The sequence below is a fragment of the Streptomyces sp. Ncost-T10-10d genome (assembly GCF_900091955.1).
In the GTDB taxonomy this organism is placed as follows: Bacteria; Actinomycetota; Actinomycetes; order Streptomycetales; family Streptomycetaceae; genus Streptomyces.
In genome coordinates, this window is sequence record NZ_FMDF01000152.1 from 1 (window position 1) to 26,001 (window position 26,001).

At 70.0% G+C, this 26,001-nt stretch carries 20 protein-coding genes and 2 pseudogenes; 10 read left to right on the plus strand and 12 right to left on the minus strand.

The window, feature by feature from the left end; translation table 11 throughout:
* Positions 1 to 771 (plus strand): glycosyltransferase (locus tag GA0115254_RS26925; RefSeq protein WP_141720913.1); only part of this gene is annotated, 771 nt, incomplete at its 5' end.
* A gap of 184 nt (positions 772 to 955) precedes the next feature.
* Here the strand turns inward: GA0115254_RS26925 and GA0115254_RS26930 are convergent.
* Entirely contained in the window at positions 956 to 1,603 is a 648-nt protein-coding gene (locus tag GA0115254_RS26930) for a TetR/AcrR family transcriptional regulator (protein ID WP_093897883.1), read from the minus strand.
* 153 nt (positions 1,604 to 1,756) lie between these two features.
* Here GA0115254_RS26930 and abc-f point away from each other — a divergent pair, with 153 nt between their 5' ends.
* The 8 genes and pseudogenes from abc-f to GA0115254_RS26970 all read left to right on the plus strand — a co-directional run bounded on the left by abc-f (position 1,757) and on the right by GA0115254_RS26970 (position 10,551).
* Positions 1,757 to 3,376, plus strand: a complete 1,620-nt coding sequence (abc-f, locus tag GA0115254_RS26935) for a ribosomal protection-like ABC-F family protein (protein ID WP_176740307.1) — start codon at positions 1,757 to 1,759, stop codon at positions 3,374 to 3,376.
* Between the two features lie 85 nt (positions 3,377 to 3,461).
* Positions 3,462 to 3,893, plus strand: a pseudogene (locus GA0115254_RS26940) (CatB-related O-acetyltransferase); the annotation flags it as partial.
* Between the two features lie 34 nt (positions 3,894 to 3,927).
* Positions 3,928 to 4,461 (plus strand): erythromycin esterase family protein, encoded by a 534-nt coding sequence (locus GA0115254_RS26945; RefSeq protein ID WP_256102794.1) that lies wholly within the window; start codon positions 3,928 to 3,930, stop codon positions 4,459 to 4,461.
* A gap of 162 nt (positions 4,462 to 4,623) precedes the next feature.
* Positions 4,624 to 5,028 (plus strand): nuclear transport factor 2 family protein, encoded by a 405-nt coding sequence (locus GA0115254_RS26950; protein ID WP_093897885.1) that lies wholly within the window; start codon positions 4,624 to 4,626, stop codon positions 5,026 to 5,028.
* A 384-nt stretch (positions 5,029 to 5,412) separates the two neighbouring features.
* Entirely contained in the window at positions 5,413 to 6,288 is an 876-nt protein-coding gene (locus tag GA0115254_RS26955; protein ID WP_093897886.1) for a universal stress protein, read from the plus strand.
* Between the two features lie 107 nt (positions 6,289 to 6,395).
* Positions 6,396 to 6,683: pseudogene (locus tag GA0115254_RS46525) on the plus strand (DUF2236 domain-containing protein); the annotation flags it as partial.
* Positions 6,684 to 6,710: 27 nt separating this feature from the next.
* Positions 6,711 to 8,954: a serine/threonine-protein kinase gene (locus tag GA0115254_RS26965; RefSeq protein ID WP_093897887.1), complete on the plus strand. Its 2,244-nt coding sequence runs from the start codon at positions 6,711 to 6,713 to the stop codon at positions 8,952 to 8,954.
* A 52-nt stretch (positions 8,955 to 9,006) separates the two neighbouring features.
* A complete protein-coding gene (locus GA0115254_RS26970) occupies positions 9,007 to 10,551 on the plus strand; it encodes a phytoene desaturase family protein (RefSeq protein ID WP_093897888.1) in 1,545 nt (514 codons plus the stop codon).
* Between the two features lie 10 nt (positions 10,552 to 10,561).
* Here the strand turns inward: GA0115254_RS26970 and GA0115254_RS26975 are convergent, their stop codons facing one another.
* From GA0115254_RS26975 to GA0115254_RS27025, 11 genes are all read right to left on the minus strand, one after another.
* Complete coding sequence (locus tag GA0115254_RS26975; protein ID WP_093897889.1) at positions 10,562 to 11,536, minus strand: acetylxylan esterase; 975 nt, start codon at positions 11,534 to 11,536, stop codon at positions 10,562 to 10,564.
* Positions 11,537 to 11,540: 4 nt separating this feature from the next.
* A complete protein-coding gene (locus GA0115254_RS26980) occupies positions 11,541 to 13,964 on the minus strand; it encodes a polysaccharide lyase 8 family protein (RefSeq protein WP_093897963.1) in 2,424 nt (807 codons plus the stop codon).
* A 10-nt stretch (positions 13,965 to 13,974) separates the two neighbouring features.
* On the minus strand, positions 13,975 to 15,126 hold the full coding sequence (locus GA0115254_RS26985; protein WP_093897964.1) for an SGNH/GDSL hydrolase family protein: 1,152 nt from the start codon (positions 15,124 to 15,126) through the stop codon (positions 13,975 to 13,977).
* Positions 15,123 to 16,199 carry a DUF1565 domain-containing protein gene (locus GA0115254_RS26990; RefSeq protein ID WP_093897890.1) on the minus strand — a complete coding sequence of 359 codons (1,077 nt, stop codon included), beginning with the start codon at positions 16,197 to 16,199 and terminating at the stop codon, positions 15,123 to 15,125. The genes GA0115254_RS26985 and GA0115254_RS26990 overlap by 4 nt, the downstream gene beginning before the upstream one ends.
* Positions 16,196 to 16,798 carry a DUF624 domain-containing protein gene (locus GA0115254_RS26995; protein ID WP_093897891.1) on the minus strand — a complete coding sequence of 201 codons (603 nt, stop codon included), beginning with the start codon at positions 16,796 to 16,798 and terminating at the stop codon, positions 16,196 to 16,198. Before GA0115254_RS26995 ends, GA0115254_RS26990 begins: the two co-directional genes overlap by 4 nt.
* 2 nt (positions 16,799 to 16,800) lie before the next feature.
* On the minus strand, positions 16,801 to 18,786 hold the full coding sequence (locus GA0115254_RS27000; protein ID WP_093897892.1) for a hypothetical protein: 1,986 nt from the start codon (positions 18,784 to 18,786) through the stop codon (positions 16,801 to 16,803).
* Between the two features lie 3 nt (positions 18,787 to 18,789).
* Positions 18,790 to 20,580 (minus strand): heparinase II/III domain-containing protein, encoded by a 1,791-nt coding sequence (locus tag GA0115254_RS27005; protein ID WP_256102795.1) that lies wholly within the window; start codon positions 20,578 to 20,580, stop codon positions 18,790 to 18,792.
* Positions 20,568 to 21,332: an SDR family NAD(P)-dependent oxidoreductase gene (locus GA0115254_RS27010; RefSeq protein WP_093897893.1), complete on the minus strand. Its 765-nt coding sequence runs from the start codon at positions 21,330 to 21,332 to the stop codon at positions 20,568 to 20,570. Before GA0115254_RS27010 ends, GA0115254_RS27005 begins: the two co-directional genes overlap by 13 nt.
* Before the next feature lie 83 nt (positions 21,333 to 21,415).
* Complete coding sequence (locus GA0115254_RS27015; protein WP_256102796.1) at positions 21,416 to 22,339, minus strand: carbohydrate ABC transporter permease; 924 nt, start codon at positions 22,337 to 22,339, stop codon at positions 21,416 to 21,418.
* Positions 22,326 to 23,294: a carbohydrate ABC transporter permease gene (locus tag GA0115254_RS27020; protein WP_256102797.1), complete on the minus strand. Its 969-nt coding sequence runs from the start codon at positions 23,292 to 23,294 to the stop codon at positions 22,326 to 22,328. The genes GA0115254_RS27015 and GA0115254_RS27020 overlap by 14 nt, the downstream gene beginning before the upstream one ends.
* Before the next feature lie 12 nt (positions 23,295 to 23,306).
* Positions 23,307 to 24,575, minus strand: a complete 1,269-nt coding sequence (locus GA0115254_RS27025; RefSeq protein ID WP_093897894.1) for an ABC transporter substrate-binding protein — start codon at positions 24,573 to 24,575, stop codon at positions 23,307 to 23,309.
* A 225-nt stretch (positions 24,576 to 24,800) separates the two neighbouring features.
* Here GA0115254_RS27025 and GA0115254_RS27030 point away from each other — a divergent pair, with 225 nt between their 5' ends.
* A complete protein-coding gene (locus GA0115254_RS27030; protein WP_093897895.1) occupies positions 24,801 to 25,904 on the plus strand; it encodes a LacI family DNA-binding transcriptional regulator in 1,104 nt (367 codons plus the stop codon).
* The last annotated feature ends 97 nt before the right edge of the window (positions 25,905 to 26,001 follow it).

A 26,001-nucleotide genomic window follows, 5' to 3' on the forward strand; every position in this document is an offset into this window, starting at 1 on the left:
TGGGACCTGAACACGGAGAACATGAACGCGCTGTTCGGCGAGGCGATCAACACCCACCGGGCATCGATCGGCCTGCCCCTGGTGGCGAACGTCCGCGACCATATCCTCGCCGACCGCCCGTGGCTGGCGGCGGACCCGACTCTGGGCCCGTGGCTGCAGCCGGCGGACCTCGATGTGGTGCAGACCGGCGCGTGGATCCGGCTGGACGAACGCCCGCTCCCGGCCGATCTGGAGGCGTTCCTGGACGCTGGCACACCACCGGTCTACGTGGGCTTCGGCAGCATGCCCATACGCGACTCGCAAGACATCGCCCGGGCAGCCATCGAGGCAATCCGCGCGCAGGGCCGCCGCGTACTTGTCTCCCGCGGCTGGGCAGACATGGCGCTGCCCGATGAAGGAGACGACTGCTTCGTCGTCGGCGAGGTCAACCAGCAGGCTCTGTTCGGCCGGGTGGCCGTCGTCGTGCACCACGGCGGCGCGGGCACGACGACGACGGCCGCCCGGGCCGGCGCGCCTCAGGTGGTGGTACCGCAGATGGCGGACCAGCCCTACTGGGCCGGCCGGGTGGCCGAGCTGGGCATCGGTGCGGCGCACGACGGTCCGATCCTGACCTTCGAGTCCTTGTCGGCCGCGCTCAAGACAGCCCTGACCCCAGAGAGCCGCGCACGAGCAAGGGGCGTGGCCGGCACGATCCGTACCGACGGGGCAACCGTGGCCGCGAAGCTGCTGCGCGACACGGCCGGCCGAGAGAGGCCGCCGGTGTCCGTGTGAACCACACGGGATCGTCGAGCCAGGGGAAGTCCCCCGCGTCGGGCTGCACCGCCAAATCAGTCATGCTCGAAGCGGCCGGCAAACTCGGCGGCTTCCGCGGCGGCCGACCGACGTCGTACTCACCGGCGAGCAACGGCACCGGCTTTCAAGACGATTCCGTCTCGGAACACTGGTGAAGTCTCACTCAGGTGTCGCCTGCTGACGGGGGCTCGGCGAAGGCGCCGGCGGCTGCGGCGAGGACGGCGGTTCTGGCTGCATGGACGGGCAGTCGCGGGTCGGGTGGCGTGCGGAGGAGCACCAGCTGGTGGTACAGGGGCGCGGTGGCGGCGAGGAGCAGTCGCCGAGCGTCGGTCTGCGGTGGGAGCTCGCCGCGCCGGACAGCCCGGCTGACGGTGATCTCGCAGCGGGCGTACCGGTCCTCCCAGAGCCGCTGTTGGGCGTGGGCCGCTTTCTCGGAGCGGAACGAGGCGGCGATCAGTGCAGTCACGATCGGTGGCTGTGCCGTCAGGGCTGCTTGGATCTCCTGGTTCAGTGCGGCCAGGTCACCTTCCAGCGAGCCGGTGTCCGGTGGTTGCCAGTCGTCGTCGCTCGCCGCGTCGAGGACGTCGGCGAGCAAGCCGCCGACGTCCCCCCAGCGCCGATACACCGTTGTGCGGTGCACGCCGGCACGGGCGGCGACGGTGTCCGTGGTGAGCCCGTCATAACCGTGTTCGCCGAGCTCCGCGAGGACTGCGTCGAGTACCTGCTTACGGATACGGGCGGTGCGGCCCCCGGGGCGGCGTCGGGTCGGCGGCCGGGTGCCTTCTGGCTCCGGGTCTGTGGGAGTCGTCATTGGTAGTCCCTTTGCTCAGGGGGTCGGTGTTATGGCAATATCTTAAAGCAGCAGTTGTCGCACTAGTGGAGTGATCGATGCTCTTCCGAAGCGTTCGCCCGGCCGCGCGGCCCTTGACGGCCGCCTCGTTCTCGAATGCTTTGGAGTCCCCGCATGCCTACGCAGATCAGTGCGCTCGCTGTCAGTAAGTCCTTCAGTGGCAGGCTCGTCCTCGACTCGGTGACCTGCTCGCTCGCCGCGGGCGAGCGCACCGGGATCACCGGTGAGAACGGATCGGGCAAGACCACGTTGCTGCGCCTGCTCGCTGGGCGTGAACGGCCCGATCAGGGCGAGGTCGTCGTCCAGGCCGCCGGCGGCGTCGGCTATCTCGCCCAGGACGAGCGGATGGAGCCGCAGGCGACCGTCCAGCAGATCATCGACCGGGCCCTGAGTGATCTACGCGCCGTCGAGCAGCGAATGCGCCGTCTGGAGGCCGCGATGGCCGACGGCGACGAGTCGGGCATGGCCGAGTACGGGGAACTGATGACGGTCTTCGAGCTGCGCGGCGGCTACGACGCCGACGCCCGGGTGGAACGTGCTTTTCACGGTCTCGGCTTAGGGCTGGTGGGCCGTGACCGTACCGTGGGCAGCCTGTCCGGCGGCGAGCGGGTCAGGTTGCGGCTGGCGGCCGTCCTGGCGGCCGCGCCGGAGGTGCTGCTGCTGGACGAGCCGACCAACCATCTCGACGACCTCGCCCTGAGCTGGCTGGAAGAGCACCTGCGCTCCCGGCGCGGTACCACGGTGGCGGTCTCCCACGACCGGGTCTTCCTCGAACGGGTTGCCACCAGCCTGCTGGAGGTGGACGCCGATCGGCGCCGCGTCGTCCGCTACGGCAACGGCTACACCGGCTACCTCGCCGAGAAGGCGGCGGCCCGGCAGCGCTGGGCCCAGGCGCACGACCAGTGGCGGGCCGACGCCGACCGGCTTCGCGAGGCTGCCGCGACCACCGCCCGCCAGGTGGCCCCCGGCCGTCCGATGAAGGACGGCAACAAGATGGCTTACGACCGGGCGGGCAGCAGGGTGCAGCAGTCGCTGGCCAGCCGGGTGCGCAACGCCGAGGAACGGCTGCGCCGCCTCCTCGCCAACCCGGTCCCGCCTCCGCCGGAGCCGCTGCGCTTCGCCCCCGTACTGCGGGGCCGCCGCCTGGAGGGCGTCGTACTCGACGCCGCCGACATCGCCGTCACGGACCGACTCGACCGCACGAGCCTCGCCGTCACGGCGGGCGAGCGACTGCTGATCACGGGGCCGAACGGAGCAGGTAAGAGCACGCTGCTCCGCGTTCTGGCCGGGGAGGTCGCCCCCGAGAGGGGGAGCGTGAGCTGCCGCGGCAGGATCGGCTACCTCCCGCAAGAGCCGCGGCCCGGGGAACCTGAGGAGACCGTGCTGGCTGCCTTCGCCCGTGGACGGGCAGGGGAGGCCGCCGGATACACCGAACGGCTGCTGTCCCTCGGCCTGTTCGACCGCGACCAGCTCACGGTGCCGGTCGGCCGGCTGTCCACCGGGCAGTTGCAGCGTCTTGCCCTGGCGCGATTGCTCAGCGAGCCGTCGGACGTCCTGTTGCTCGACGAACCCACCAACCATCTGTCGCCCGCTCTTGTCGAGGAGTTGGAAGCCGCTCTGACCGGGTACGAGGGCGCCCTCGTCATCGTCAGCCATGATCGCCGGCTGCGTCGGCGCTGGCGGGGCACCCACCTGGCCATGCACGCGACTTCGACCTCCCCCACCAAAGCCTGACGTCATCGAAGCCCGCAGACATCCCTTCAGAAAGGAAGCAATTCGTGAGTAGCCTGTTCCTGCCGACCCGACCGTGCTGCATCCGATGCCCGAGCAGCCACGGGTGGTGCTGCTGAAACCTCTGATCACCTCGCCGCTGATCGAGGTCGGAGACTTCTCCTACTACGGCGATCCCGCTGACCCGACCGCCTTCGAGACCCGCAACGTGCTGTACCACTACGGGCCGGAAAAGCTGGTCATCGGGAAGTTCTGCGCGCTGGGCGAGGGCGTGCGGTTCATCATGAACGGCGCCAACCACCGCATGGACGGACCCTCGACGTTCCCGTTCCCCATCATGGGCGGTTCCTGGGCCGAGCACTTCGACCTCATCACCGGCCCGGCCGGACGGGGGGACACCGTGGTGGGCCATGACGTCCGGCTCGGTTGCCGGGCCATGGTGATGCCCGGCGTCCGCATCGGTCACGGGGCGATCATCGCTTCCGGCTCCGTCGTCGTCGACGACGTCCCCGACCACGGCACCACAATCCAGCACCGAGAATCGAGTTGTCAGCATGCCTGCTTCGTCCCACCCCTCGGACCGGGACGTCTACATGGCCGGGTCGGTCCTGTGGCACCTGGAGCGCCTCGAGCCCGGGACCCGTGTGGTGCTGGCGGCTCACAACGCCCACATCCAGAAATCACCGATCTCCTTCAACGGTCACCTCACGGGGCTCCCGATGGGACAGCACCTGCACCGCGTGCTCGGCGATGAGTACTTCGCCCTCGGCCTGACGAGCATCACCGGACACACCGCGGACATGCGCCGCGACGAGAACACACGCTTCGGTTTCACCATCGACAACACACCGCTGGAGCCGCCCGAGCCGGGAAGCATCGAAGCCGCCTTCGCCGATGCCGAGTCCGGGCTCAGCATCGCCGATCTCCGCCAGGCACGCCAGGATGCCCGGGGCAACGCGGGCCTTGCCTCCGGGCCGGACCGCATCCGGATACAAGGCGCCTACATGCACACCCCCGTCATCGAGGCGTTCGACGCCCTGCTCAACTCCCCGACCTCCACCGTGGCCGACGACCTCGAAATCGCATGAGACAGGCCGATGACCAGGGCGGTGAGACCGAGTCGCTGCGTTGGGCGGTCTACGCTGTCACCGTTGCCCATTACGTTCAACGGCCCAGCGTCCTGGGAGGAAGTCTTGAAGCGTTCCCAGGTTCCCGGACAGCTTCCGGCCGCCTGTAGAAGGGACAATGCGATGGATCCTGATATCCGAACCAGGGGCGCACTCGAGGAACACTGGCGGGCATCGGAACGTGGGGATACCGAAGCCGAGCACGCCATCTACGCTGCGGACGCGATCCTCGACTACCCCCAGTCAGGTGAACGATTCCGGGGCCGCGCGACGATTTCGGCGCAACGTGGCGGGCACCCTGCCAGTCGGCACTTCACTGTCCACCGGATCGTCGGCAGCGGGGATCTGTGGGTGAGCGAGTGTGTCATCACGTACGACGGGGTGCCCACCTACTCAGTGAGCATTATGGAATTTGCCCACGGGCATGTGGTGCACGAGACGCAGTACTTCGCGGACGCCTTCGGTGCGCCTGAATGGCGGACAGCACTCGCGGAGCCCATGCCGGGCAGGAATATCGCCAGGGCCTGACGCAGGGTCGGCCTCGATCGTTCATGAGCCCATGTCAGCTTGCTGACGGGTGCTCTGGGCTTTTGCAGAGCTTCGTTGCGTGCGTCGCGCGCCCACCGGACATCGTCACACCGCGGTGACCTGCGCACCTACAAGATCGCCCCGACTTTGAAATCGCCCTGGGGTCGGCATGCGGCACCAGGAGATTTGCGGTACTCCTCGAACGAGAAGAAGCCGATGTCGGCGCGTCGGCGCGGATGCTCACACCATCGCTTGCCTCTCACCCTCGTCCGGCTGGTTGCAGACAAGGGCACAGGGACGCGGCGGGCCGGGCATGCGGACACGCTTGCGGTCATTCCAACCATCACGAGGCTGTACGAGACTTACGAGACGGAGGCAGTCGCCATGGAGCCAGTCGTCACCGTGGGCCTCGACGGCTCACCCGAGAGCCTTGCTGCTGCCCGGTGGGCCGCCGACGAAGCCGAGCGGCGCAAGCTCACGCTGCGTCTGCTGCACGCGTGGCCTCTGCTGGTGCCGGAACCGACCCGCGTTCCTGCGGAGATGGATCAGAACTACTGGGCGAGGCGGATCGTGCACAAGGCACGGGCGGAGCTCCAGGCGCGCCACCCGGGCCTTCCCATTGTCGGCAACCTGGTTGCCGACGACGCTCAGCACGCGCTGCTGCGAGCGGCATCGGAGTCCGAGATGATCGTGCTCGGTTCGCGCGGACTGGTGCCCGTCGAGAGCTATTTTCTCGGAGACATCAGCATGCCCCTCGTGGCACGGGCCGACGGGCCGGTGGTCCTGGTACGCGCCGAAACGAGCGGACCGGGGTCACAACCCGCTCCAGCTGTGGAAGGCGGCGTCGTGGTGGCACTGAAACTGCACGGCTCCTGCGACGACCTGCTCGAATTCGGCTTCGGCACCGCCGCAGCGCGAGGCGTGCCTCTTCGAGCCGTCCATGGCCAAAGCCTGCCGCTGGCCGCATATGCGCCCTGGGGCGTGGATCACGACGTGACGGAAGAAATCACTCGGGACGCGCAGAAGCACCTCAACCAGATCCTCCGCCCCTGGCGTGACAAGTTCCCGCTCGTGGAGGTGAGTGACAGCATCGTTCTCGAAAGCCCCGCCAAGGCTGTCGTACGGGCCGTCCATGACGCCGCCCTGCTGGTTGTCGGCCGACGCAAGCACCGTCCCGCCCCTGCATCACACCTGGGCCCAGTCGCCCAAGCCGCTATTCATCACGCGCGCTGCCCTGTCGCCGTCGTCCCCCATGCCTGATCCGAGCAGTCGTACGGAGCCGATCACGTCGGTACAGCAGGCCGACGTGTCCGTGTTCCCCGGTGGCGTCGGCGTGTCGCCTCTCCCGCGCGCAGAGGCATGCCGGGGCGCGCGCACTGATGTGGCGGCGTGTCGCGGCACTCGCCCATCAGTCACTGCCCCCCGTATGCCCACGAGCCCTACGGCAGACCTGTGGGCCCCGTGCGCACCGTCGACCGCCGCCTGCGCACCGCCGGAACCGCCCTGCGCCGCATTCCCTCCCGGCTCCGCCGCAACTCCCGCCCGGTCACATTCTGAACGCGATGGCCCGACTCGGTCCCGTCAGCCGTCCCACCCCGTACAAACTGCGCAGCCGGGCCGCCATACTGGACGGGCCGGGGAGGGCACAGAGGTAGCCGAAGCGACGGGGGCGACAGCAGGCGATGGCGGACACCAGGCTGATCCAGAGCCGGTACCGACTGCTCGATCTGATCGGGCGCGGAGGCATGGGCGAGGTGTGGCGCGCCCGCGACGAGTCGCTCGGCCGCCACGTGGCCGTCAAATGCCTCAAGCCGATGGGGCCCCAGCACGACCAGTCCTTCACCCGCATCCTGCGTGAACGCTTCCGCCGCGAGGCCCGCGTCGCCGCCGCGCTCCAGCACCGCGGGGTCACCGTCGTCCACGACTTCGGTGAGCACGAGGGCGTCCTCTACCTGGTGATGGAACTCCTCGACGGACGTAACCTCAGCCAACTCCTGGAGGACAACAAGCAGCTTCCGCTGCCGGTGCCCGACATCGTCGACATCGCCGAACAGGTCGCCGACGCCCTCGGCTACACCCACCAGCAGGGCATCGTGCACCGCGACCTCAAGCCCGCCAACATCATGCGGCTGACCGACGGCACGGTGAAGATCTGCGACTTCGGCATCGCCAGGCTCGGCCACGACATCGGCTTCACCTCCCGCCTCACCGGTACGGGCATCGCCATGGGCACCCCGCACTACATGTCGCCCGAGCAGATCAGCGGCGGTCATGTCGACCACCGCAGCGACCTCTACTCGCTGGGCTGCGTCCTGTACGAGATCGCCACCGGAGCACCGCCGTTCGACCTCGAAGACGCCTGGTCCGTCCTCGTCGGACACCGCGACACCCAGCCCGAGCCACCGCGCACCCACCGGGCCGAACTGCCCGGATTCTTCGACCGCGTCGTCCTGGAACTGCTGGCCAAGACCCCGGAGGAGCGGCCCGTCGACGCGGGCGACCTGCGGCAGCGGATCGCCGTCGGGCGCACCGGCGAGCAGCCGCAACTCCAGCCTTCGGGACAGGTACGGCTGGCGCCGCCCGTTCCCGTCGTGCTGCCCGGGCAGGAGCTGCCGGCCTGGACCCGCGGCATGACCATCGGACACAAGGCGTCCGGCGCCCTCGGGCTCGCGCCGCCCGACCACTCCGCGGGCCTCACCGGCGAGTGGACCACCGGCACCGACATGCGACACCTCACCGGAGAACTGCCACAGGTCAGGGCCGAGCGGCCGACCCCGTCGCCGGAACTGCTCTCCATCCTCGCCAACCGGCACAGCGCGGGTCTCAACCTCGGCAGGCTCGGCCACTGGGAGGAGGCCGGCGAAGTGCACCGTGCGGTCGCCGCCGAACGCGAGCACGCCCTCGGCCCCGACCACCCCGACACCCTCTCCAGCCGGTACGAGGTCGGCTTCACCCTCAGCCGCACCGGGCGCGCCTCGGACGCCCTGCGGGAGTTCGGCCGCGTCGCCCAGGGGCGCGAACGCACCCTGGGCCCCGACCACCCGGAGACCCTCGCTGCCCGCCAGGAGATGGCGTATGTCCTGGGCCGGCTCGGCCGGCACTTCGAGGCCCATCAGGTGTACGCGACGGTCCTTGCCTCCAGGGAAAGGTCGATGGGCCCCGACCACCCCGACACCCTGCGCTGCCGCCACAACCTCGCCTTCAACCTCAGCCGGCTCGGCCGCCTGGAGGACTCGTACCGGATGGCCAGGGACGTGGCGTCGGCCCGTTCCCGCCTGCTCGGTGCCGATCACCCCGACACCCTGGTCACGCTGTACGAAGTGGCGTACACGCTCGGCCGGCTGGGACGCTGGACGGAGGCCCTGCAGACCTACCGCGAAGTCGCCCGGGCTCGGTCGAGGTCGCTCGGCCCCGACCATCCCGACACGCTCTCCGCCCGCTACGAGGTCGGCATCAGCCTCGGCCGCCTGGGTCGCAGCGCGGAGGCCCTGGAGCTCTACCGTGCCCTCGTCGACGACCGGACCAGAGCAGGCGGTCCCGCCGACCCCGAAACGCTCCGCGCCCGCCACGGCCTCGGCGTCAATCTGGGCCGCCTCGCCCGGTGGGAGGAAGCGCTCGCCGAGGCGCGCGACGTCTGCGCGGTCCGCGAACGCGTCCTGGGCCCCGACCACCCCGACACCCTTGTCAGCCGCCGCGAGGTGGCCGTCGGCCTCGGCTGGCTCGGCCGCTGGGCCGACGCCCTCACCGTCTACCGCCAGGTCGCCACCTCCCGCGAACGCGTCCTCGGCGCCGACCACCCCGACACCCTCGCCGCCCGCAACGACGAGGCACACTGCCTGGAGCAGCTCGGCCGGGGACCGGAGGCCGTGGAGCTGTACCGCCGGGTCGCGGCACTGCGCCGCGGGCGGGGAGCGCCGCCGCACTGACCGGACGCCACAGCCTCTGTTCAGGGGTGATCGTCCCGTGCTACGAAGGTTCATGCCCGCACCCGACAGCTATGACGCAGTGATCGTGGGCGGCGGCCACAACGGTCTGGTCGCCGCCGCATACCTCGCCCGCGCCGGACAGTCCGTCCTGGTCCTGGAACGCCTCGCCACCACCGGCGGAGCGGCCGTTTCGACCCGCCCTTTCGACGGGGTCGACGCCCGACTGTCGCGCTACTCGTACCTCGTGTCCCTGCTGCCGCAGAAGATCGTCCGCGATCTCGGCCTGGACTTCGCCGTACGCAAGCGGACCGTTTCGTCGTACACCCCGACCGTGCGCGGCGGCCGCGCCACCGGGCTGCTCGTCGGCGGGGACCGCACCCGGGAATCCTTCGCCGCGCTCACCGGCTCGGACCGGGAGTACGAGGCGTGGCAGCGCTTCTACGGCATGACGCGACGCGTCGCCGGGCGGGCCTTTCCGACACTCACCGAACCGCTGCCGACGCGGGACGCGCTGCGCGAGCGGATCGGTGACAAGGAGGCCTGGCGGGCACTCTTCGAGGAGCCCATCGGTGTCGCCGTCGAGAAGAACTTCGGCGACGACCTCGTACGCGGAGTCGTGCTCACCGACGCCCTGATCGGCACCTTCGCCGATGCGCACGATCCGTCCCTGCTCCAGAACCGCTGCTTCCTCTACCACGTCATCGGCGGTGGTACCGGCGACTGGAACGTCCCGGTCGGCGGCATGGGCGCGCTCACCGACGCCCTCGCCCGTGCAGCCCGCGAGGCCGGGGCCCAGATCCGCGTACGGCACGAGGCGACCCGTATCGAGACCGACGGCACACGGGCCGAGATCACCGTCCGCTCACCCGGGGCGGAGCACGTCGTCGCGGCCCGCACGGTCCTCGTCAACGCCTCGCCGCAGGCGCTCGCCGCCCTCCTCGGGGACGAGCCGCCGACCCCGGCCGAGGGCGCGCAGCTGAAGGTGAACATGCTGCTCACCCGGCTGCCCCGGTTGCGTGACCGCTCAGTCGATCCGCGCGAGGCCTTCGCGGGCACGTTCCACATCGCCGAGGGGTACGGGCAGCTCGCCGACGCCTACCGGGACGCGGCGGCGGGCCGGCTGCCCGCCGCCCCGCCGTCCGAGATCTACTGCCACTCGCTGACCGACCCGTCGATCCTTGCCCCCGACCTCGCCGCCCGCGGCTACCAGACCCTCACCCTCTTCGGCCTGCACACCCCCGCCCGGCTCTTCGCCGCCGACAACGCGGCGACGCGCACCGAGCTGCTGACGGCCACGCTCGCCGAACTCGACGCACACCTGGACGAGCCGATCACCGACTGCCTGGCACGCGACGAGAACGGCGAGCCGTGCATCGAGGCCAAGACACCGCTCGACCTCGAACAGGATCTTCGGCTGCCCGGCGGCCACATCTTCCACCGGGATCTCGCCTTCCCGTACGCCACCGGATCCGCCGGCCGGTGGGGTGTGGAGACGGCGCACGCCAATGTGCTGCTGTGCGGGGCGGGCGCCGTACGCGGTGGTGGGGTCAGCGGGGTGCCCGGCCACAACGCCGCGATGGCGGCGCTGGGCCGGTGACCTTCTTGCGCTAGCGTCCGAACACGCCGCGCAGGGCGTCGCGTTTGCGTGGCAGGTCGTACTCCGCGCCGCCCTCGTGCCCGTTGTACGTGAACACCTCGATCTCGGCCGGACCCGCATAGCGGTGATACGCGGCGAACACCGTGGACGACGGGCAGATCCTGTCCATCAGGCCGACCGAGAACCACGCCGGGGCGGTCGCCCGCGCCGCGAAGTTGACCCCGTCGAAGTAGGACAGGGTCTCCATCGCCTCGTCGATCCGGAAGCGGTGCCCGGACAGCCAGCGGGCGATCTCCGCGTACGGTCCGGCGTCCGTGATCTGCGAGGCACGCCGGTAGTGGCAGAGGAACGGCACATCGGCGACCGTCGCCGCGATGTCGTCCCGCAGCCCGGCGACGGCCAGGGCGAGCCCGCCGCCCTGGCTGCCCCCGAGCACCGCGACCCGGGACGCGTCCACCGCCTCATGGGCCTTCGCCGCGTCCACCGCCCGCACCGCGTCCGCGATGAGCCGCCGGTAGTAGTGGCGGTACGGGTCCTCGATGCCGCGGGTCAGGAAGCCGGGCGAGGACGAGCCGTGCCCGTCGGGGCCGATGTCGGGGGTGTCCGCGGTGTTCTTGCCGCCGCCGCCCTGGCCCCGGTTGTCCATGACCAGATGCGCGTAGCCGAGTGCGCTCCAGGTCAGCCAGGAGTACGGAATGCCCCGGCCGCCGTTGTAGCCGATGTACTGCACCACGGCGGGCAGCGGACCCGAGCGTGCCTTCGGCAGCATCAGCCATGCCTTCACGGGCTGCCCGCCCCAGCCGCGGAACGTCACATCCAGCACATCGACGGTCGCGAACCCGGCGTCGTACGGGACGAACTCGGCGTCCAGGGGGTGGCGGGCCGTCTCGGTGAGCGTCTTCTCCCAGAAGGCGTCGAAGTCGGCCGGCTCCTCCGGTTCCGGCCGGTAGTCGCGCAGCCGGTCCAGATCCATGTCGAACAGCAAGGGTCTAGCTCCTCTTCAGGGTGAGGTTGAGGGTTGCACCGTGGCGTTCAGCGGTCTCGGCGGTGATCCGGATGCCGTTGCCGGTGGGTGCGGCGCTGACACCCGGATCGGCGGAGACGACGGTCAGACCGCGCTGCGCCAGGTCCAGGACCACCGAGGACCGCAGCTGCGTCGGATCGGACAGTGACACCTTCACCGTCTTTCCGTCCGGCCGTACGAGCACCGAGGCGGGACCGTCCGATGCCAGGTTCTGCGCGGTGCCCGCGGTCCAGAAGTTCGCGGCGACCAGTCCGTCCGCGCAGCGGCGTACCGCATGCACGGCGGTGGAGCGGGCGATCAGCTTCACCGGAGGCGCGGACGACCACTGCTTCGTACGCTCGGCGGAGGCCGCCGGGGCTTGCAGCCAGAAGTAGCCCGCCCCGCTCGGGGCGGTGCCGTGGTCCTGCCACAGCGTCAGATACGGGCGGGTGACCGGGGTGTCCGTGCCGTACTTGAGATTGATCTCGCGCCAGGTCGCGGTGCGGTCCTCACGCAGGCCGTGGAGCGTGGCGGGCTCGGGGAAGACGTAGCCGCCGGTCCCGGCGACATGCAGCCACCGCACCTGGTCGAGCTCTGCCGACCAGCCGGCGTCCGTGGGCGCGGCCGTGCCGTTGACGAGCAGGGCCGCCTTCGGGTCGCGGAGTTTCCGGTTCTCCACGACCGTCTCGGCCGTGCCCGCGTCGGAGGTGATGCCCGAGCCGACACAGGCGATCACATCGTCCAGGCAGAACCAACTCTTCAGCCCGTGCAGCGAACTTCCGTACGCGCGCAGCTCCATGCCGTAGGCACCGAGCGTCGTCCCGGGCAGTGCGGTGCCGCCCGCCCAGTCGGCCGTGCTGGTGGTGCGCTGCCCCGCCGCGTCCGCGGGCCGGCCGGCGATGACGGTGGTGCCGGGCAGCCGGGTCGGGTCGACGGTCGGCCAGTAGTCCTCGCTGTAGTGCCCGAGGTCGTCGGTGTGGAGCAGGACCATGCCGTCGGAGAGGTGCCAGGCGTGCAGATTCTCGTTCTGGATCGACTCGTAGTTGTAGATCCGGGACGAGTAGGCGGAGATGCCCAGCACGAAGGAAGGCCGGTGGTGGGCCGCCTTGTCCATCCGCGGGTGCTGCTTGTGCGCGACCAGCGGACCACGCGCGGGGACCGGGGAAGCGATGACCTGCCGGGCGGCGACGAGCGAGGCGAGGTCGGTGACGGCCAGGAAGTCCCGGTAGGTGTCCTCGGCGATCCATTGCTTGACCAGGGCGGTGAACCGGTCGGCAGTCTCCCCGGGGAAGCTCGGGATCAGCCGCACCACCGCTTCGATGACCGTCTGCGCCGAGACATGGCCCTGCTTGCTGGGGCGGGCGATCTCGCGCCCGCACACCGATGCCATCACATCTCCGCGGGCCAGCAGCGGGTCGAAGCCGTCGTCGACCCAGCTGCGGACGTTGTCGAGATCGGGGTCGGTGACCGTCCACGCCGTACCCGCGAGCAGGTTCAGCAGCCGGGAGAGGTTGTTCAGGAGCTCCTTGCCGTACCCGCCGTTGTACGGGTGCTTGTAGTGCTGGAGGAACGAACCGTCGGAGTAGAAGCCCTCGCCGGTACCCTCCGTCGTCGCGCCGGCGTCATTGAAGGCGAGGACACTGTTGGCACCCGAACCCTCGACGTCCGAGAGAGCGTCACGGACCCGGGCCAGATCGTCCCCGTTGTCGCTGAGCACGGCGTTGACGGCGACGACGGTGGAGATCCACACCCGGTTGGCGCCGGTCGCGATCTGCCGGTCGGCCCGCCAGAGGTTCGGGTCGGGCGTGTAGTGCCGGACAGCGGTGTTGATCCGGCCCAGCCGCTCCGTCCCGAGCGCGTCGTACAGCAGCACGGACGCGTCGTTGAGGGCGAGCGCGGAGCCGATCTCCCAGTCCCAGTCGTTGTCGAACCGGGTGCGGCCGGGGCCGTACCGGTTCGTCAGCATCCAGTCGATGCCGGCCAGCAGCAGATCGCGCAGCGCGGTGTCACCGTACTGAGGGGTGCCGGGCACGGCCCACGCGGTCGCGACCGTGGCGAGTCGCTTGAACGATGTCGTGACGTGGTTGGAGAGCGTGGTGCTGGTCAGATCGGGGAACAGCCCGTCGGTACGGGTCGGGTCGAGGCCCTTCGCCGAGGTGGTGGCGGCCTTGCCGATCCTGGCCACGGCCGCGGCGATCTGCGGGTCCCTCAGGTCGAGACCCGGGCCGCCGGTGAGCAGGGTGTGCCAGCGGGTGCGCAGGGAGGCGGCGTCATCGACGACGGCGTCCCCGGCCGCGGCGTGCGCGGGAGCCGCGGTGAGCGTGATCGGCAGGGCGGCGGCTGCGCCGAGCACCGCTGCCCCGGCGAGAACGGTGCGTCGGGTGGTGCCCGGAGTGTTGCCTGGGTTCATGATGCGGCCCTCACAGAAGGTGTCGGCGGTCGACGGCCGCGGCCAGCGCGGCATGACCGGCGGGGTTGGGGTGCAGTCCGTCGCCGCTGTCGTACGCGGGCAGCATCTGCGACGGTTGTTCCGGGTCGCGCAGTGCCGTGTCGAAGTCGGCGACGGCGTCGAAGACCCGTCCGGTCCGTACCGCCGCGTTGACCTGCTGCCGTACCGCTTCCAGCTCCGGCGTCCAGCGGGTCCAGCCTCCGAACGGGGTGATGGTCGCGCCGACGACCCGCAGCCCGGCGTTACGGGCGCGAAGCACCAGCTGCCGGTACCCGGCGAGGACCCGCGCCGGATCGGTCTGGCTCGGCGGCTGCTGGAGGTCGTTGACGCCGAGATGGACGAGTACGGTCCGCAGCCCCGGAAGCGACAGCACATCCCGGTCGAAGCGTGCCTGTCCGCTCGGCCCGAACCGGGCGTCGTCCAGCAGCACCCGGTTTCCGCTGATGCCGAGATTGGCGACAGCCGCACCGGGAAGGCGCCTGGCCAGTTGGTCGGGCCAGCGCAGATCGGCGTCGTCGGGTGTGCCGACGCCCTCCGCTATGGAGTCGCCGAGCACCGCGATCACCGGCCCGTGCGCACCTGTCACCTCGACACCCGTCAGCAGGAACACCGATGTGGTGCGCACGCCGTCGACGGTGTGCGAGGCATGGGTGTTGCGGTGGAAGGACAGCGGCCCGGTGGGGCCGGGGAGTCGGGTCTCCACCGTCAGAGCCGCCCCTTCGGCGGTACGCAGACCGGCGACCGGGTCACTGGTCAGCGAGGCACCCGCGGCGATCCACGCCTGCGCTCGCCCGCCGAACGTCACCGGCCGACCGCCCGCCGTCACAGGGCCGATCAGGACCGGAACCGTGCCGAAGGCGTGCCCGTAGCGCAGCCGGACCGTTCCACCCGCCGACAGCCGTACGTCGGCGGTGAACGTGCCGTCGGTCAGCCCGGCGCTCGCCACCGCGTCGGTGGCGGTCGGCGCGGTCTGCGCGGTCGCCCAGGACGTCGTCCAGCGCGACCGGCCCATGCCACTGTTCGACGCCACGGCGGCCTGCGCCCCCGGCGCCGTCGCGGCGACCGCCGCCAGCCCGGCCGCCGCCGTCAGTACCCCGCGTCTCGCGGGTCCCCGCCCGCTCACCGGGGGCACGCACCGGTCGGCTTGTAGTCGCTGCCGTAGGTGCCGACCGCGTCGCCACCGGTGTTGCCGCTCATCGTGTTGGTGCACACCGGACCCTGCGGGGTGCGCATGAACTTGATGCCGCCGCCCGCGTTACCGGTGATGGTGTTGCCGTAGACACTGGTGTCGATGCCGTCGGTCGCAGTGTCGCCGCCGAGCCGGATGCCCGCGCCGACGTTGTCGTGAATGGTGTTGTAGCGGAAGATGTTGCCGCTGCCGCGCGCGTCCAGCCCACCGGAGCCGGCGTCCTTCTGACCGCTGCAGTCGTTGTACTCGACGTAGTTGTTGGTCGAGTTCTCCTTCACATCGACGCACTCATTGCCCTGGGTGGCGATGGTGTTGTGGTGGATGCGGTTGTTCCTGCTGATGTCGGGGACCGCGTCCGGGGCGCCGTTCGCCCCCTGCTGCTCGGGGGCCGTACCGAGGTAGATGCCCTCGCCGTTCTTGCCGCCGCCGCCGAACCTGAAGTCGTTGACCCCGCAGTTGGTGATCGTGTTGTCGGAGATGTCGGCGCCGGTCACCAGATAGCGCACCCGCAGGCATTCGTCGGCGGCGTTCTTCAGTGTCATTCCAGTGATCCGCAGACCGCCCACACCATTGCCGGGAGTCGTGCTCATGACATAGATGAGTTTGAGGCGGTATCCCGACACATCGGTGGACGACCCGTGCAGTCCGTCCACGGTGAAACCGCTGAGCGTCGTCGAGTCGTGCTGCACCTGAATGATCCGGGCGTCGCCGGCCCCCTTCACCACGGCGTTCGACGGGCCGGTGATGGTGACTCCGGCGCGCTTGGTCACGACGTCCTGCTTGTACGTGCCGGCGGCGAGGTTCACGACCGAGCCCGTCGGTGCCAGGTCGACCGCTTTCTGGATCGAGGCGAGCGGGGCGCTCGCCGACGTGCCGGCGTTGGAGTCGCTGCCGGACGGCGACACGTAGTACGCAGTGGCTTCGGCGGCCACGGACGTCGGGGGGAAGACCAGCGGGGCGCCTGCGGCGAGCGCGGCGACGAGAGTGGTGTGTAGTACACGGCTCATGGGGTGTGCCTCCTGGGGTCTGCGAAGGACAGAGCGAGCAGTACGGGGATGCTGGGGCCGAGGAGCAGGGGCCCCAGCGGTACGACGAGGGAGAGCAGCGCGGCGGAGATCACCGCGCCGAGCAGTGCGGTGCCACGGGCCGCGGACCCGAAGCCGAGGGCCAGCGCACCGCGCGACCAGGTGCGGACCGTCCCGTGCGGCGACCGGCCCGCCTCGGCCGCGAGCGCCACATGATGGATGACCAGAGCGGCCGCGATGCCCACCTGCGCGGCGAGCAGTACGAACGTCCACGGCTCCGGACGGCCCAGCAGATAGAGGATGTCGGCGGTCAGGACGATCCCCGCCGCGGTGGACGCCAGGGAATGGCGCCACAGGGCTCGCCAATACTGCGGGAAGGCGCTGAACGCGTTGGTGAAGCAATGGCTGTCGCCCTCCGCCCGCCACCGCTGCAGGGCATGCCCCATCGCGGCGAGCGCGGGCAGCCAGGTCACGACACCGAGCGACAGCACGGTGAACGCGGCCCCGGCGGCGGCCGGGTAGGCCACGAACTCCAGCCGCCGCAGCAGCGTCGGCCAGCCGGACGAGAGGGTTGCCTGCATGATCAGCCAACCTTTCCTGTGTACGGCTCCGGGACATCGAGCAGCACGCGGCCGTCCAGCTCCAGCCGGGTGGCCGCCACCACATAAGGGGCGTAGTTGTCGCCGCCGAGCAGCACCGCCGCCGCATCGGCCGCGACGGCGGCGGTACGGATGCGACGGGTGACGGGGGAGAGGAGCACGGTCTCCTTGCCGAAGGTGATGCCCTCGCCCTCCGCACACACGACCCGCTCGGCGGCGACCGGCCCGCCGCCCGGGGTGATCGCGGTGAGGAAGACAGCGTTCGACGTCCGCGCGGTCGTCGAACGCAGCGTGTGCAGCGTGCGGGTGAGGCGTAGCTCCGGCGTACTCGACGTCGGATTGGCCTCGACCTCCGTGGCCTCGGAGACCACGGAGCCGTCGCGCGGCGCGAACTGCCGCACCAGCGCCGAGGCCGCCCCGGACCGGATCAGCCGACTGCCGTCCGGCTGCGGCTCGGTCGGCCGGTCGGTCTGCAGCAGGAACGTCCATTCCCGCTCCGCGTCCGCCTCGGCGAGGTCCAGCAGTACGAGCCGCCCCGACGGGGTGAACACCAGCGTCCGGTCCAGCCGCCGCACGCCGAGAGCGGGGTCGTACATCGCTGCGATCTCCGCCGTGGCATGCGCCCAGCCGCAGTCGGGGGCGGCGAGCACATCTCGCTGCCGGGCCTGCCGCTCGTACGGGATGTCCTTGTAGACGTGATAGCGGTCCTCGTCCGCGTACCCCTGTCCGTCCACCAGCAGCAGATTGTGGTGCGCGGCCCGCTTGCGGTTGCTGTAACCCTCGTCGACCGCGAGGAACGCGCCCTGCGAGACCAGCACGAACGAGCCCGAATCGGGGTGGTGGTGCCCCTGATTGAGGGTTTCCCAGCCCCGGTCGGCCCGATGCTTCGCCGACGTCTCCCACGCCTTGTGGCCACCTCCGGGGCTTGCCTTGAACGAGACGAGCGTGGCGTCGTCGTCCCAGCCGGTACGGGCCGCGAGCAGACCGAGATCCGGGAAGAAGGCCCTGGTCTCGGTGGGGCGGGCGCCGGCCAAGGACGGGTCGTACCAGAGATATTCGAGGTAGGCCTCCGGCAGAATCCCGGGCCGCACCCCGCTCTCCGCTGCTTCCTGCCACAGCAGTTCACCCGAGGCGAGATCGCCCATCCACTGTGCCTCCGGGATGCCGTACTGGGCCGCCAGACGGTAGTACAGACCGGCGCTGTGCCCGCTGCGCCGGTCGTGGCAGTCGCCGTGGTCCACATTGAACGCGAAGCCCGGGGCGGTCTGGTGCAGCCGGTAGCGGAAGGTGCGGGAGAGGAAACCGCCCCGCCCCCACCAGTTGATGCCCTCCGCCTCCTGGAGGAGATCCAGATGGATGGCGAGGAAGGGCACGCCGTAGCGCCAGTACACAACACCTTCGGCGTGCGAGCCGTCCTCGGGCATCAGATCGAGGACCATGCCGAGGTTGTCCTTGGCACGCTCGGTCCACTCCTCCTTGCCCAGCACATATCCGGCCGTCGCCAGACCCGCGTAACAGATCCAGTTGTGGTTCTGCCAGTACGACGACGACCACCAGCCGCCCTCGCTCGCCACCGCGAATTCGTACATCCGCCGCCCCTGGAGCAGCAGCTTGTACCGCAGCAGTGCCCGCACCCCGTCCGGCAGATCGTCGCCGATCCACCGGTACGCGAGCGACAGATGGTGCAGCAGCCAGCCGGCGTCCAGATCGTGGTCCGGCATATGGGCCTTGCCCCAGTGCGGCAGCCGCACCGCGGCCTCGATCCAGCGGCGGCTCTCCGCCAGATGGGCCGGGTCGCCGCCGACCCGGTAGGCCAGCGCCGGGTTGGAGGCGGCCGGGCCCAGCCAGGTGATGCTGGCCAGAGGATGCGTACGGGGCGGGGTCAGCCCGCGGTGGCGGGCGGCCTCCTCGTACAGTCGCACCTCCTGCGCGGGGCGCGGACCGGGCGGCGGGGTCGCCGAGAGCAACAAGGGTCAGTCCTCCGTCCGGAACCGTGCGAAGCTGCCGTCGGCCAGCGCGACCGTCAGCAGTCCGTCACCGTCCAGCTGTACGCCGGTGACGGCGGGGCCCGCCGACGCCGCCTGATACACCGAGGCGAATGTGATCCGGTCCGACTTCACGGTGAAGTCGACCCGGGTACGCATGCACTGCGGATCGTCGGCCGGACCGGGGCCCGGCCGGGTGACCGGACGCACGGCCGCGCCGGGCGTGTGGGTGTGCCAGCCGTGCAGGGCCTCGTCGCCGTACCAGGTGGTGCGGACCTCGCCCGAGGCCTGGAGCTGGACGTCCAGCGCGACACCGGGACGCAACTGCGCGGTGACCTGCCGTACGTCCTCGGCTGTCACGGTCAGCAGGTCGACCAGATAGTTGTCGCCGAGCGCGACCTGCCGCACCGCACGCACACCTTCGTACGCCGTCGTCACCTCGGCCGTGACGCAGGAGCCGTCCGAGCCGAGCAACCTCCCGGTGCACTCGATCTGTTCCGCGCCGCCCACCCGGAAGGCGGGGTGCGCCTCGGTCGATGCGTACAGATCGCGGAATTCGGCGTGTGCGTAAGGAACTTGACCGGGGTCGGGCTGCCACGGGGTGGTGTCCCCGTACAGATACAGGGACAGTTTGTCGCGGTGCCCGTGCGAGCCGCCGTGCGGACCGAAGTCCAGCAGTGCGTGGACGCCCGCGTGGTGCAGCACCGCGTATCCGGCGGTGGGGAACACCGTGACCGGCGTCGGCACCGGACGCTCCGGCAGCGGGGGGCCCGCGAACCATCCGCCCAGCTCGCGGTCGAGCCCGTCGTCATGTGCGCCGAGTTCGTCGCGAGCTCGCTCTGCCACCGCATCGAGAGCGGCGGAGGGAACCAACTGCTGTGCAAGTGCGGCAAGTTCGAGCCACTCCAGCGCGAGCGGACCGCGCAGGTACGGGCCGTCGTGCAGCGCGGGCAGAATACCGCCCGGAGTGGCGATCGCCGCCAGTACGTCCGTCATCGCAGCCAGTACGTGCACCACATCGGACGGAACGGCCGCAGGGTCGGTGCCGCGCAGCGCCAGCAGCGCGGCCCGCAGCACGAACCCGTGGTAGTAGGTGCTGCCCTCCCATTCCCAGCCGTCGTCGGCGACCGCGACCCGCAGATGCGCATACAGTCCGTGCTCGCCCTCCAGCCACTGTTCGGCGCCGTCCCACTCCTGGCCACGGGCCGCAGCGGCGCCCCGACTCGCCGCCACACCGGCCGCGTTGAGCCACGCGGTGTAGTTGGAGGCGAGGTGGCCCTGACCGGTGAGCACGTCCCGGGCGTCGAGAGCGGCCCGCTCCAGCGCGTCCAGCAGCGGCAGCACCGGTGCCAGGTCCTCGGTCGACTGCTCGGCGAGCGTGATCACGGCGTGCCCGACGTTTACCGCCCAGATGGCGTCGGTCAGCGCCTGGTGGAAGAGCCGTCCGCGCAGCATCCAGGACTGGGCCTCGCCGTGCCGCTCGGTGGCCAGCGAGGCGTACAGCCCCGCGTACTCCACCAGCCGCGACACCGACTCCGCGCGCTCCTTGCGATGGGCGAGCACCCGCAGGTGCCGCGCCCACGCCTGGTGCGACAGCACCAGCCACGCGCCGCGCACCGCCTCGTCGTCCACCCGGCAGCCGTACGCACACCGCGCACCGCCCACCGGGAAGACGCCGGCGAGCAGGTCACCGTGGTCGAGTTCCACACCGTGCGCCGGGCAGACGTATGCGTGCCACCAGCCGCCGCGTTCCCGGGCGATGCGCCTCAACGCGGCCACACGCCACCGTCGATGTCCACCGTGGTGGCGGTGAGGAAGCCGGACGACGGCGACGCCAGATGCACGACCGCCGCGGCGACATCCTCCGGGGTGCCGGCCCGGCCGACCGGGATGCCCGCCTCCATCGCCTGCTGCGCCTCGGGCGCGGTGAACGTGTCGTGGAAGGCGGTGCCCTTGATGAAGCCGGGCGCCACGGTGTTGACCGTGATGCCTGTGCCGCCGAGTTCCTTGGCCAAGCCCTTGGTGAAGCCGCGGACACCGGCCTTGGCCGCCGCGTAGGCCACCGAGCCGGGGCCGCCTCCGTTGTGCGCGGCCAGCGAGGACATCGTGATGATGCGGCCGGCCGACGACTGCTTCAGGTGGGGGATCGCGGCGCGCACGGTACGGAACGTGGAGGTCAGATTGGTGGAGAGAACCTGGTCGAAGTGGTCGTCGGACATCTCGGCGATGGTCGCCCGGCCGATCAGATGACCCGCGTTGCAGACCAGCACGTCCAGCCCGCCGAGGAAGCCGGTCGCCTCGTCGACGAGCCGGTCCACATCGCCGGTCACCGTGACGTCGGCCTTGAACGCCTTCGCCCGGCGGCCCAGCGCCTCGATCGCGGCGACCGTCTTCGCGGCCTCGTCGGCGGAGGAATTGTAGTGGACGGCGACGTCCGCACCGGCCTCGGCGAGCACGACGGCGATGGCGCGGCCGATGCCGTGGCCCGCCCCTGTCACCAGTGCGCGGGAGCCGTTGAGATCAGCAGACATGGAGTAAGTACCTTTCGAAGAACGGTCGTTCGGGCGAAAGCCGGTGACGTGGGGCCTGTTCCGTTCGCGGGGACCGGAACCGGTCACTTGAGACCGGCGGTCGCGAAGCCCTGCACGAAGTACCGCTGGCCGATGAGGAAGAGAATGACCATGGGCAGGGTGGCCAGCGTGGTGCCGGCCATCAGGAAGTGCCACTGGGGGCCGTTCTCCGTCTTGAAGACGGAGAGTCCCACCTGGATCACCCGCAGGCTGTCCGTGCGGGTCACCAGCAGTGGCCAGAGGAAGTTGTTCCACGACGACTCGAAGGTCAGCAGCGCCACGGTGGTGAGCGCGGGCTTGACCTGCGGCGTCATGATCCGGGCGTAGATCCGGAACTCGCCCAGACCGTCGAGCCTGGCCGCCTCCTCCAGCTCCACCGGAAGGTCCAGATAGAACTGGCGGAAGAGGAAGACCGCGAACGGGGTGACGGCGCCGGGAATGATCAGCGCCCACCAGGAGTCCAGCCAGCCGCTGCCGCCCTGGCCGAAGATGTCGTTCCCGCCGGCCAGCGGCATGAAGCGGACGATCAGGAACTCCGGCAGCACCTTGGTGTACGTGGGGATCACCAGCGCGGCGATGAAGAGGTAGAAGATGACCTCGCTGCCCCGGAACTTGATCCGGGCCAGCGAGTACCCGGCCATCGAGGCCACGACCACGTTGATGAGGGTGTGACTGAAGGCGATGATGAAGCTGTTGCGCGCGTACGTCGCGAACGGCGCCGCCTTCAGTGCGTCGACGTAGTTCCCGAACTCCCAGTGTTCCGGAAGCAGTCCGGCGTCCTGGGAGGCGATCTCCACCGGGGTCTTGAGCGAGGTGAGCACCATCCAGACGAACGGCACCACCATAAGCAGCGAGACGACGGTGAGGGTCACGTAGAGCGCGATCCGGCCGGCGGTGAGCGGCTTGCCGTTCCTCACCGGCCGGGACTTGCGCGTGGCCCCCGGTGCGTGGAGCTCAGTTGTGGCCACGGGTGCCTCCCATGATCCGCCGGTTGACCAGGGTGAAGCCCATCAGCAGCACGAACAGCACCAGTGACTGGGCACAGGCGTAGCCGACGCGGAACTCCCGGAAGGCGGACTTGTAGATCTCGTACGTCATCATCGTGGTGCTGTTGGCGGGACCGCCGTCGGTCAGGATGTAGATCTGGTCGAAGGACTGGAACGCGCTGATCATCGACGTGATGAGGACGAAGAACGTAGCGGGCTTCAGCAGCGGCAGTGTGATCGAGAAGAACTGCCGCACCTTCGAGGCACCGTCCACCGAGGCCGCCTCGTACAGCTCCTTCGGCAGGGACTGCAGCGCGGCCAGATAGATGAGCATCTTCATGCCGATGCCCTGCCAGATGCCGACCAGGATCACCGAGGGCATCGCCCACGAGGTCGACGAGAGCCAGGCCGGGCCGTCGATCCCGAGGAACGACAGGAGTGTGTTCAGCAGCCCGTTGCCCGGGTTGTAGATCCACAGCCAGACCAGCGCGATCGCGACGGTCGCCGTCACCTGCGGCAGGAAGACCGCGGTACGGAAGATGCCCCTGGCCTTCAGACCGGTGTGCAGCGCCAGGGCGACGAGCAGCCCCAGCGCCATGCCGAACGGCACGGTGAAGAAGGTGTAGACGACCGTGTTGACGATGGACTTGCGGAAGACCGCGTCGCCCATCATCTCGCTGAAGTTGTCCAGACCCACGAACTGCGGCGCCGTCAGCACGTCGTACTTCGTGAAGGCCAGGACCACCGATGCGACGACCGGCAGGCCGATCCAGAGCGAGGCATGCAGCAGCGCGGGCGCCACCATCAGCATGCCGGCGCGCTGCCTGCGGCGCCCCGGCCCCGTCGGGGCCCGGCCGGAGCGCTTCTTCGGGACCGTGTGTCCGGCCGGGGCGGAGGGCGGCGCGGGGCGCGCCTTCAATACGGATGTAGCTCCCACAGCGACGGGTCCTTACATCCGGCCGATCGCGGCCTCGGCGAGCCGGCCGAGTTCAGCGATGGCGTCCTTCGCCGACTGGTTGCCCACGATCGCGGGCTCCAGCGTGGGCTTGATCTTCTCGCGGATCTCCATCCACGCGGGGGTGCCGCCCTCGGAGCACGCGTAGCCCATGCTCTGCAGGGAGAGATCGACGAACTTGTTCTCCTTCACGTACGAGGTGTCGCTGAGGTCCTTCAGGCCGGGCACCGAACCCCGCTGCTTGGCAGCGCCGAGGATCGACTCGGGCGAGGCGAGGTACTCGACGAGCGCGCGGGCCGCCGCGGGGTGCTTCGAACTGGCGGACTGGGTGACGAGGGTGCCGCCCTGGAGCATCGCGGGCTTGCGGTTGGCGAGGACGAACGCCCCGAGCTTGTCGTCCTTGAGTAGTTCCGGCGCCTGGTCCCCGACCTGCTTCCACAGCGCGCTGCTCGTCATCATCATCGACGCCTTGCCGGTCTGTACGTTGCTCGGGGCACCGAGCTCCGTCTTCTTGGCGTAGTCGGCGGAGCCGTCCTTGACGAGGTCCTTGAAGAACTGCAGCGCCTCGACCCCGCGGGCGTCGGTGAACAGCACCTTCTTGCCGTCCGCGCTGAACAGCTGGCCGCCGTTGGCGAAGAGGAAGGTCTCCCAGCACTGGCGCAGTTCGATGGAGAACGGGTCGAATCCGACCCGTCCGTTCTTGGTGAGCTGCTTGGCCACGGCGCGCAGCTCGGCCCAGTTCGCCGGGGTCTTCTTGATGCCGGCCTCGGCGAAGTGGTCCTTGCGGTACACGACGATGCGGGTGTCGAGGACGACCGGCAGCGCGTACAGCTTGCCGTCGTACCGGGACGGCTCAAGCACCCGCTTCTCGTAGTCGTGCGCGGAGGCGAACTTCTCCGGCAGTTCGGCGATCGCCTTCTTGGCCGCGAACGGCGGGATCCAGCCGACGCCCATCATCAGCACGTCGGGCAGCAGACCGCCCGCGAGACCGGTGGTGATCTTCTCGTTGAGCTGGGCGTACGTGGTGTAGTCCACGTTCACCTTGACGTCCGGGTACTTCTTCCGGAAGCCGCCGAGTATCTCCTTCTCCAACAGCGTCTTGCCGTCGGCACCTTCGTAGATCGGGGTGAGCAGAGTGATCTCACCTTCGGCGGGACCGTCGGCGGAGCCGGCCGTCGAAGTGCCGGTGCCGCACCCGCTGAGGGCGGCGGCAGCGGTGCCGGCACCGATGGCAGCAAGCAGCGACCGTCTTTTGAGTTCCATGGGACACCCCTTTTGAGGTGGAGACGTGGATCGATCCAGCGATGACAACTCGGCCATGGCTGAGAAGCGCTGGTAAATCGATGCACTGATGCTAGGAACGCCCCGAGAGGGACGTCAACAGCTGATGCACATGAATTTTCAGGGATGTTAACGGGTGTACCGGTGAACCGGGTCCAGTAAATCGATACACTGCTAAGGTCAGATGCGTTCCGAACCGGAGGTGGCATGAGCGGGGTAACGATCCATCAGGTCGCGGAGGCCGCAGGGGTCTCCGCGAGCACGGTCTCCAACGTCCTCAACGGGCGTACGGACCGTATGCAGGCGGCCACGCTGGCCCGCGTGGAGCAGGTGATCGAGCAGCTCAGCTACCGGCCCAATCGCGCGGCCCGGATGCTGCGAACGGGCCGCATCAAGGTCATCGGTCTCATCGTGCCGTCCGTCGCCAACCCGTTCTGGGGGGCGCTCGCCCGTGAGCTGGAGGCCATCGCGCTCGCCGAGGGCTATCACGTACTGCTCTGCAACAGCGAGCGCGATCCGGCCCGCGAGCTCAAGTACGGCGAGGAGTTGCTCGCGGACGGGGTCAGCGGAGTGGTGCTCTGCTCCTCGCTCCCCTCGCTCGACCATGTGACACCGCTGCTCAGCCGCGGACTGAAGATGGTCGCCTTCGACCGCACCGCACAGGCGGGCGATCCGCCGTCGCTGGCCTCCATCAGTGTCGACAACGCGATGGGTGCCGAGCTCGCCACCCGTCATCTGATCGAACTCGGCCACCGCCGACTGGCGTTCGTCTCCGGATCGGTCAACAGCGTCAACCGCCGTGAGCGGCTGCGCGGCTTCCGGGCCGCCCTGGAGTCTGCCGGTCTCGACCCGGCCGACGCGATCGTCTGGCCCGGCGCCGACACCGCCGAGTTCGGTGACAAGGACGCCGCCGAACTGGGGCGGAACGCCGCCAGGGAACTCCTCGGCGGGCCGCGCCCGCCGACCGCGTTCGTCGCCATCAACGACATGTGCGCGATCGGGATCTGCCGGGGTGCCAAGGACGCCGGACGCAGTGCGGGGCAGGACGTCTCCGTGGTCGGCTTCGACGACATCCTCCTCGCCGACCTCTTCGAGCCCCCGCTCACGACGGTCCGCCAGCCGTTGCCGGAGATGGCCGCGGAGACGTTCCAGCAGCTGCGCGCGCGGATCGACTCGGCGCCTGCGGCGGGACGGTCGCTGCTCATCCGGCCGAGACTGGTCGTACGGGAGTCGACGGCCCCGGTCGGCGTGGCCGCCACGGTCCCCGGGCCGAGCGGAGCCGGGCAGCGGGTGGCGGGCCGGACGGCATAGGGCGCCGACGCTCAGGTCCCGACCGACGTCTGCGCTCGCCGCGCCGGGGTGCCACGGCGCCGGCGAGGCGCGACTGGGCCGTATTCCGTATCGGGAG

Excerpts from the sequence above, each read along its gene's own strand:
- GA0115254_RS26930 (WP_093897883.1), bottom strand. The coding sequence starts at position 1,603 with ATGACGACTCCCACAGACCCGGAGCCAGAAGGCACCCGGCCGCCGACC.
- abc-f (WP_176740307.1), top strand. The coding sequence starts at position 1,757 with ATGCCTACGCAGATCAGTGCGCTCGCTGTCAGTAAGTCCTTCAGTGGC.
- GA0115254_RS26945 (WP_256102794.1), top strand. The coding sequence starts at position 3,928 with ATGCCTGCTTCGTCCCACCCCTCGGACCGGGACGTCTACATGGCCGGG.
- GA0115254_RS26950 (WP_093897885.1), top strand. The coding sequence starts at position 4,624 with ATGGATCCTGATATCCGAACCAGGGGCGCACTCGAGGAACACTGGCGG.
- GA0115254_RS26955 (WP_093897886.1), top strand. The coding sequence starts at position 5,413 with ATGGAGCCAGTCGTCACCGTGGGCCTCGACGGCTCACCCGAGAGCCTT.
- GA0115254_RS26965 (WP_093897887.1), top strand. The coding sequence starts at position 6,711 with ATGGCGGACACCAGGCTGATCCAGAGCCGGTACCGACTGCTCGATCTG.
- GA0115254_RS26970 (WP_093897888.1), top strand. The coding sequence starts at position 9,007 with ATGCCCGCACCCGACAGCTATGACGCAGTGATCGTGGGCGGCGGCCAC.
- GA0115254_RS26980 (WP_093897963.1), bottom strand. The coding sequence starts at position 13,964 with ATGAACCCAGGCAACACTCCGGGCACCACCCGACGCACCGTTCTCGCC.
- GA0115254_RS26990 (WP_093897890.1), bottom strand. The coding sequence starts at position 16,199 with ATGAGCCGTGTACTACACACCACTCTCGTCGCCGCGCTCGCCGCAGGC.
- GA0115254_RS26995 (WP_093897891.1), bottom strand. The coding sequence starts at position 16,798 with ATGCAGGCAACCCTCTCGTCCGGCTGGCCGACGCTGCTGCGGCGGCTG.
- GA0115254_RS27010 (WP_093897893.1), bottom strand. The coding sequence starts at position 21,332 with ATGTCTGCTGATCTCAACGGCTCCCGCGCACTGGTGACAGGGGCGGGC.
- GA0115254_RS27025 (WP_093897894.1), bottom strand. The coding sequence starts at position 24,575 with ATGGAACTCAAAAGACGGTCGCTGCTTGCTGCCATCGGTGCCGGCACC.
- GA0115254_RS27030 (WP_093897895.1), top strand. The coding sequence starts at position 24,801 with ATGAGCGGGGTAACGATCCATCAGGTCGCGGAGGCCGCAGGGGTCTCC.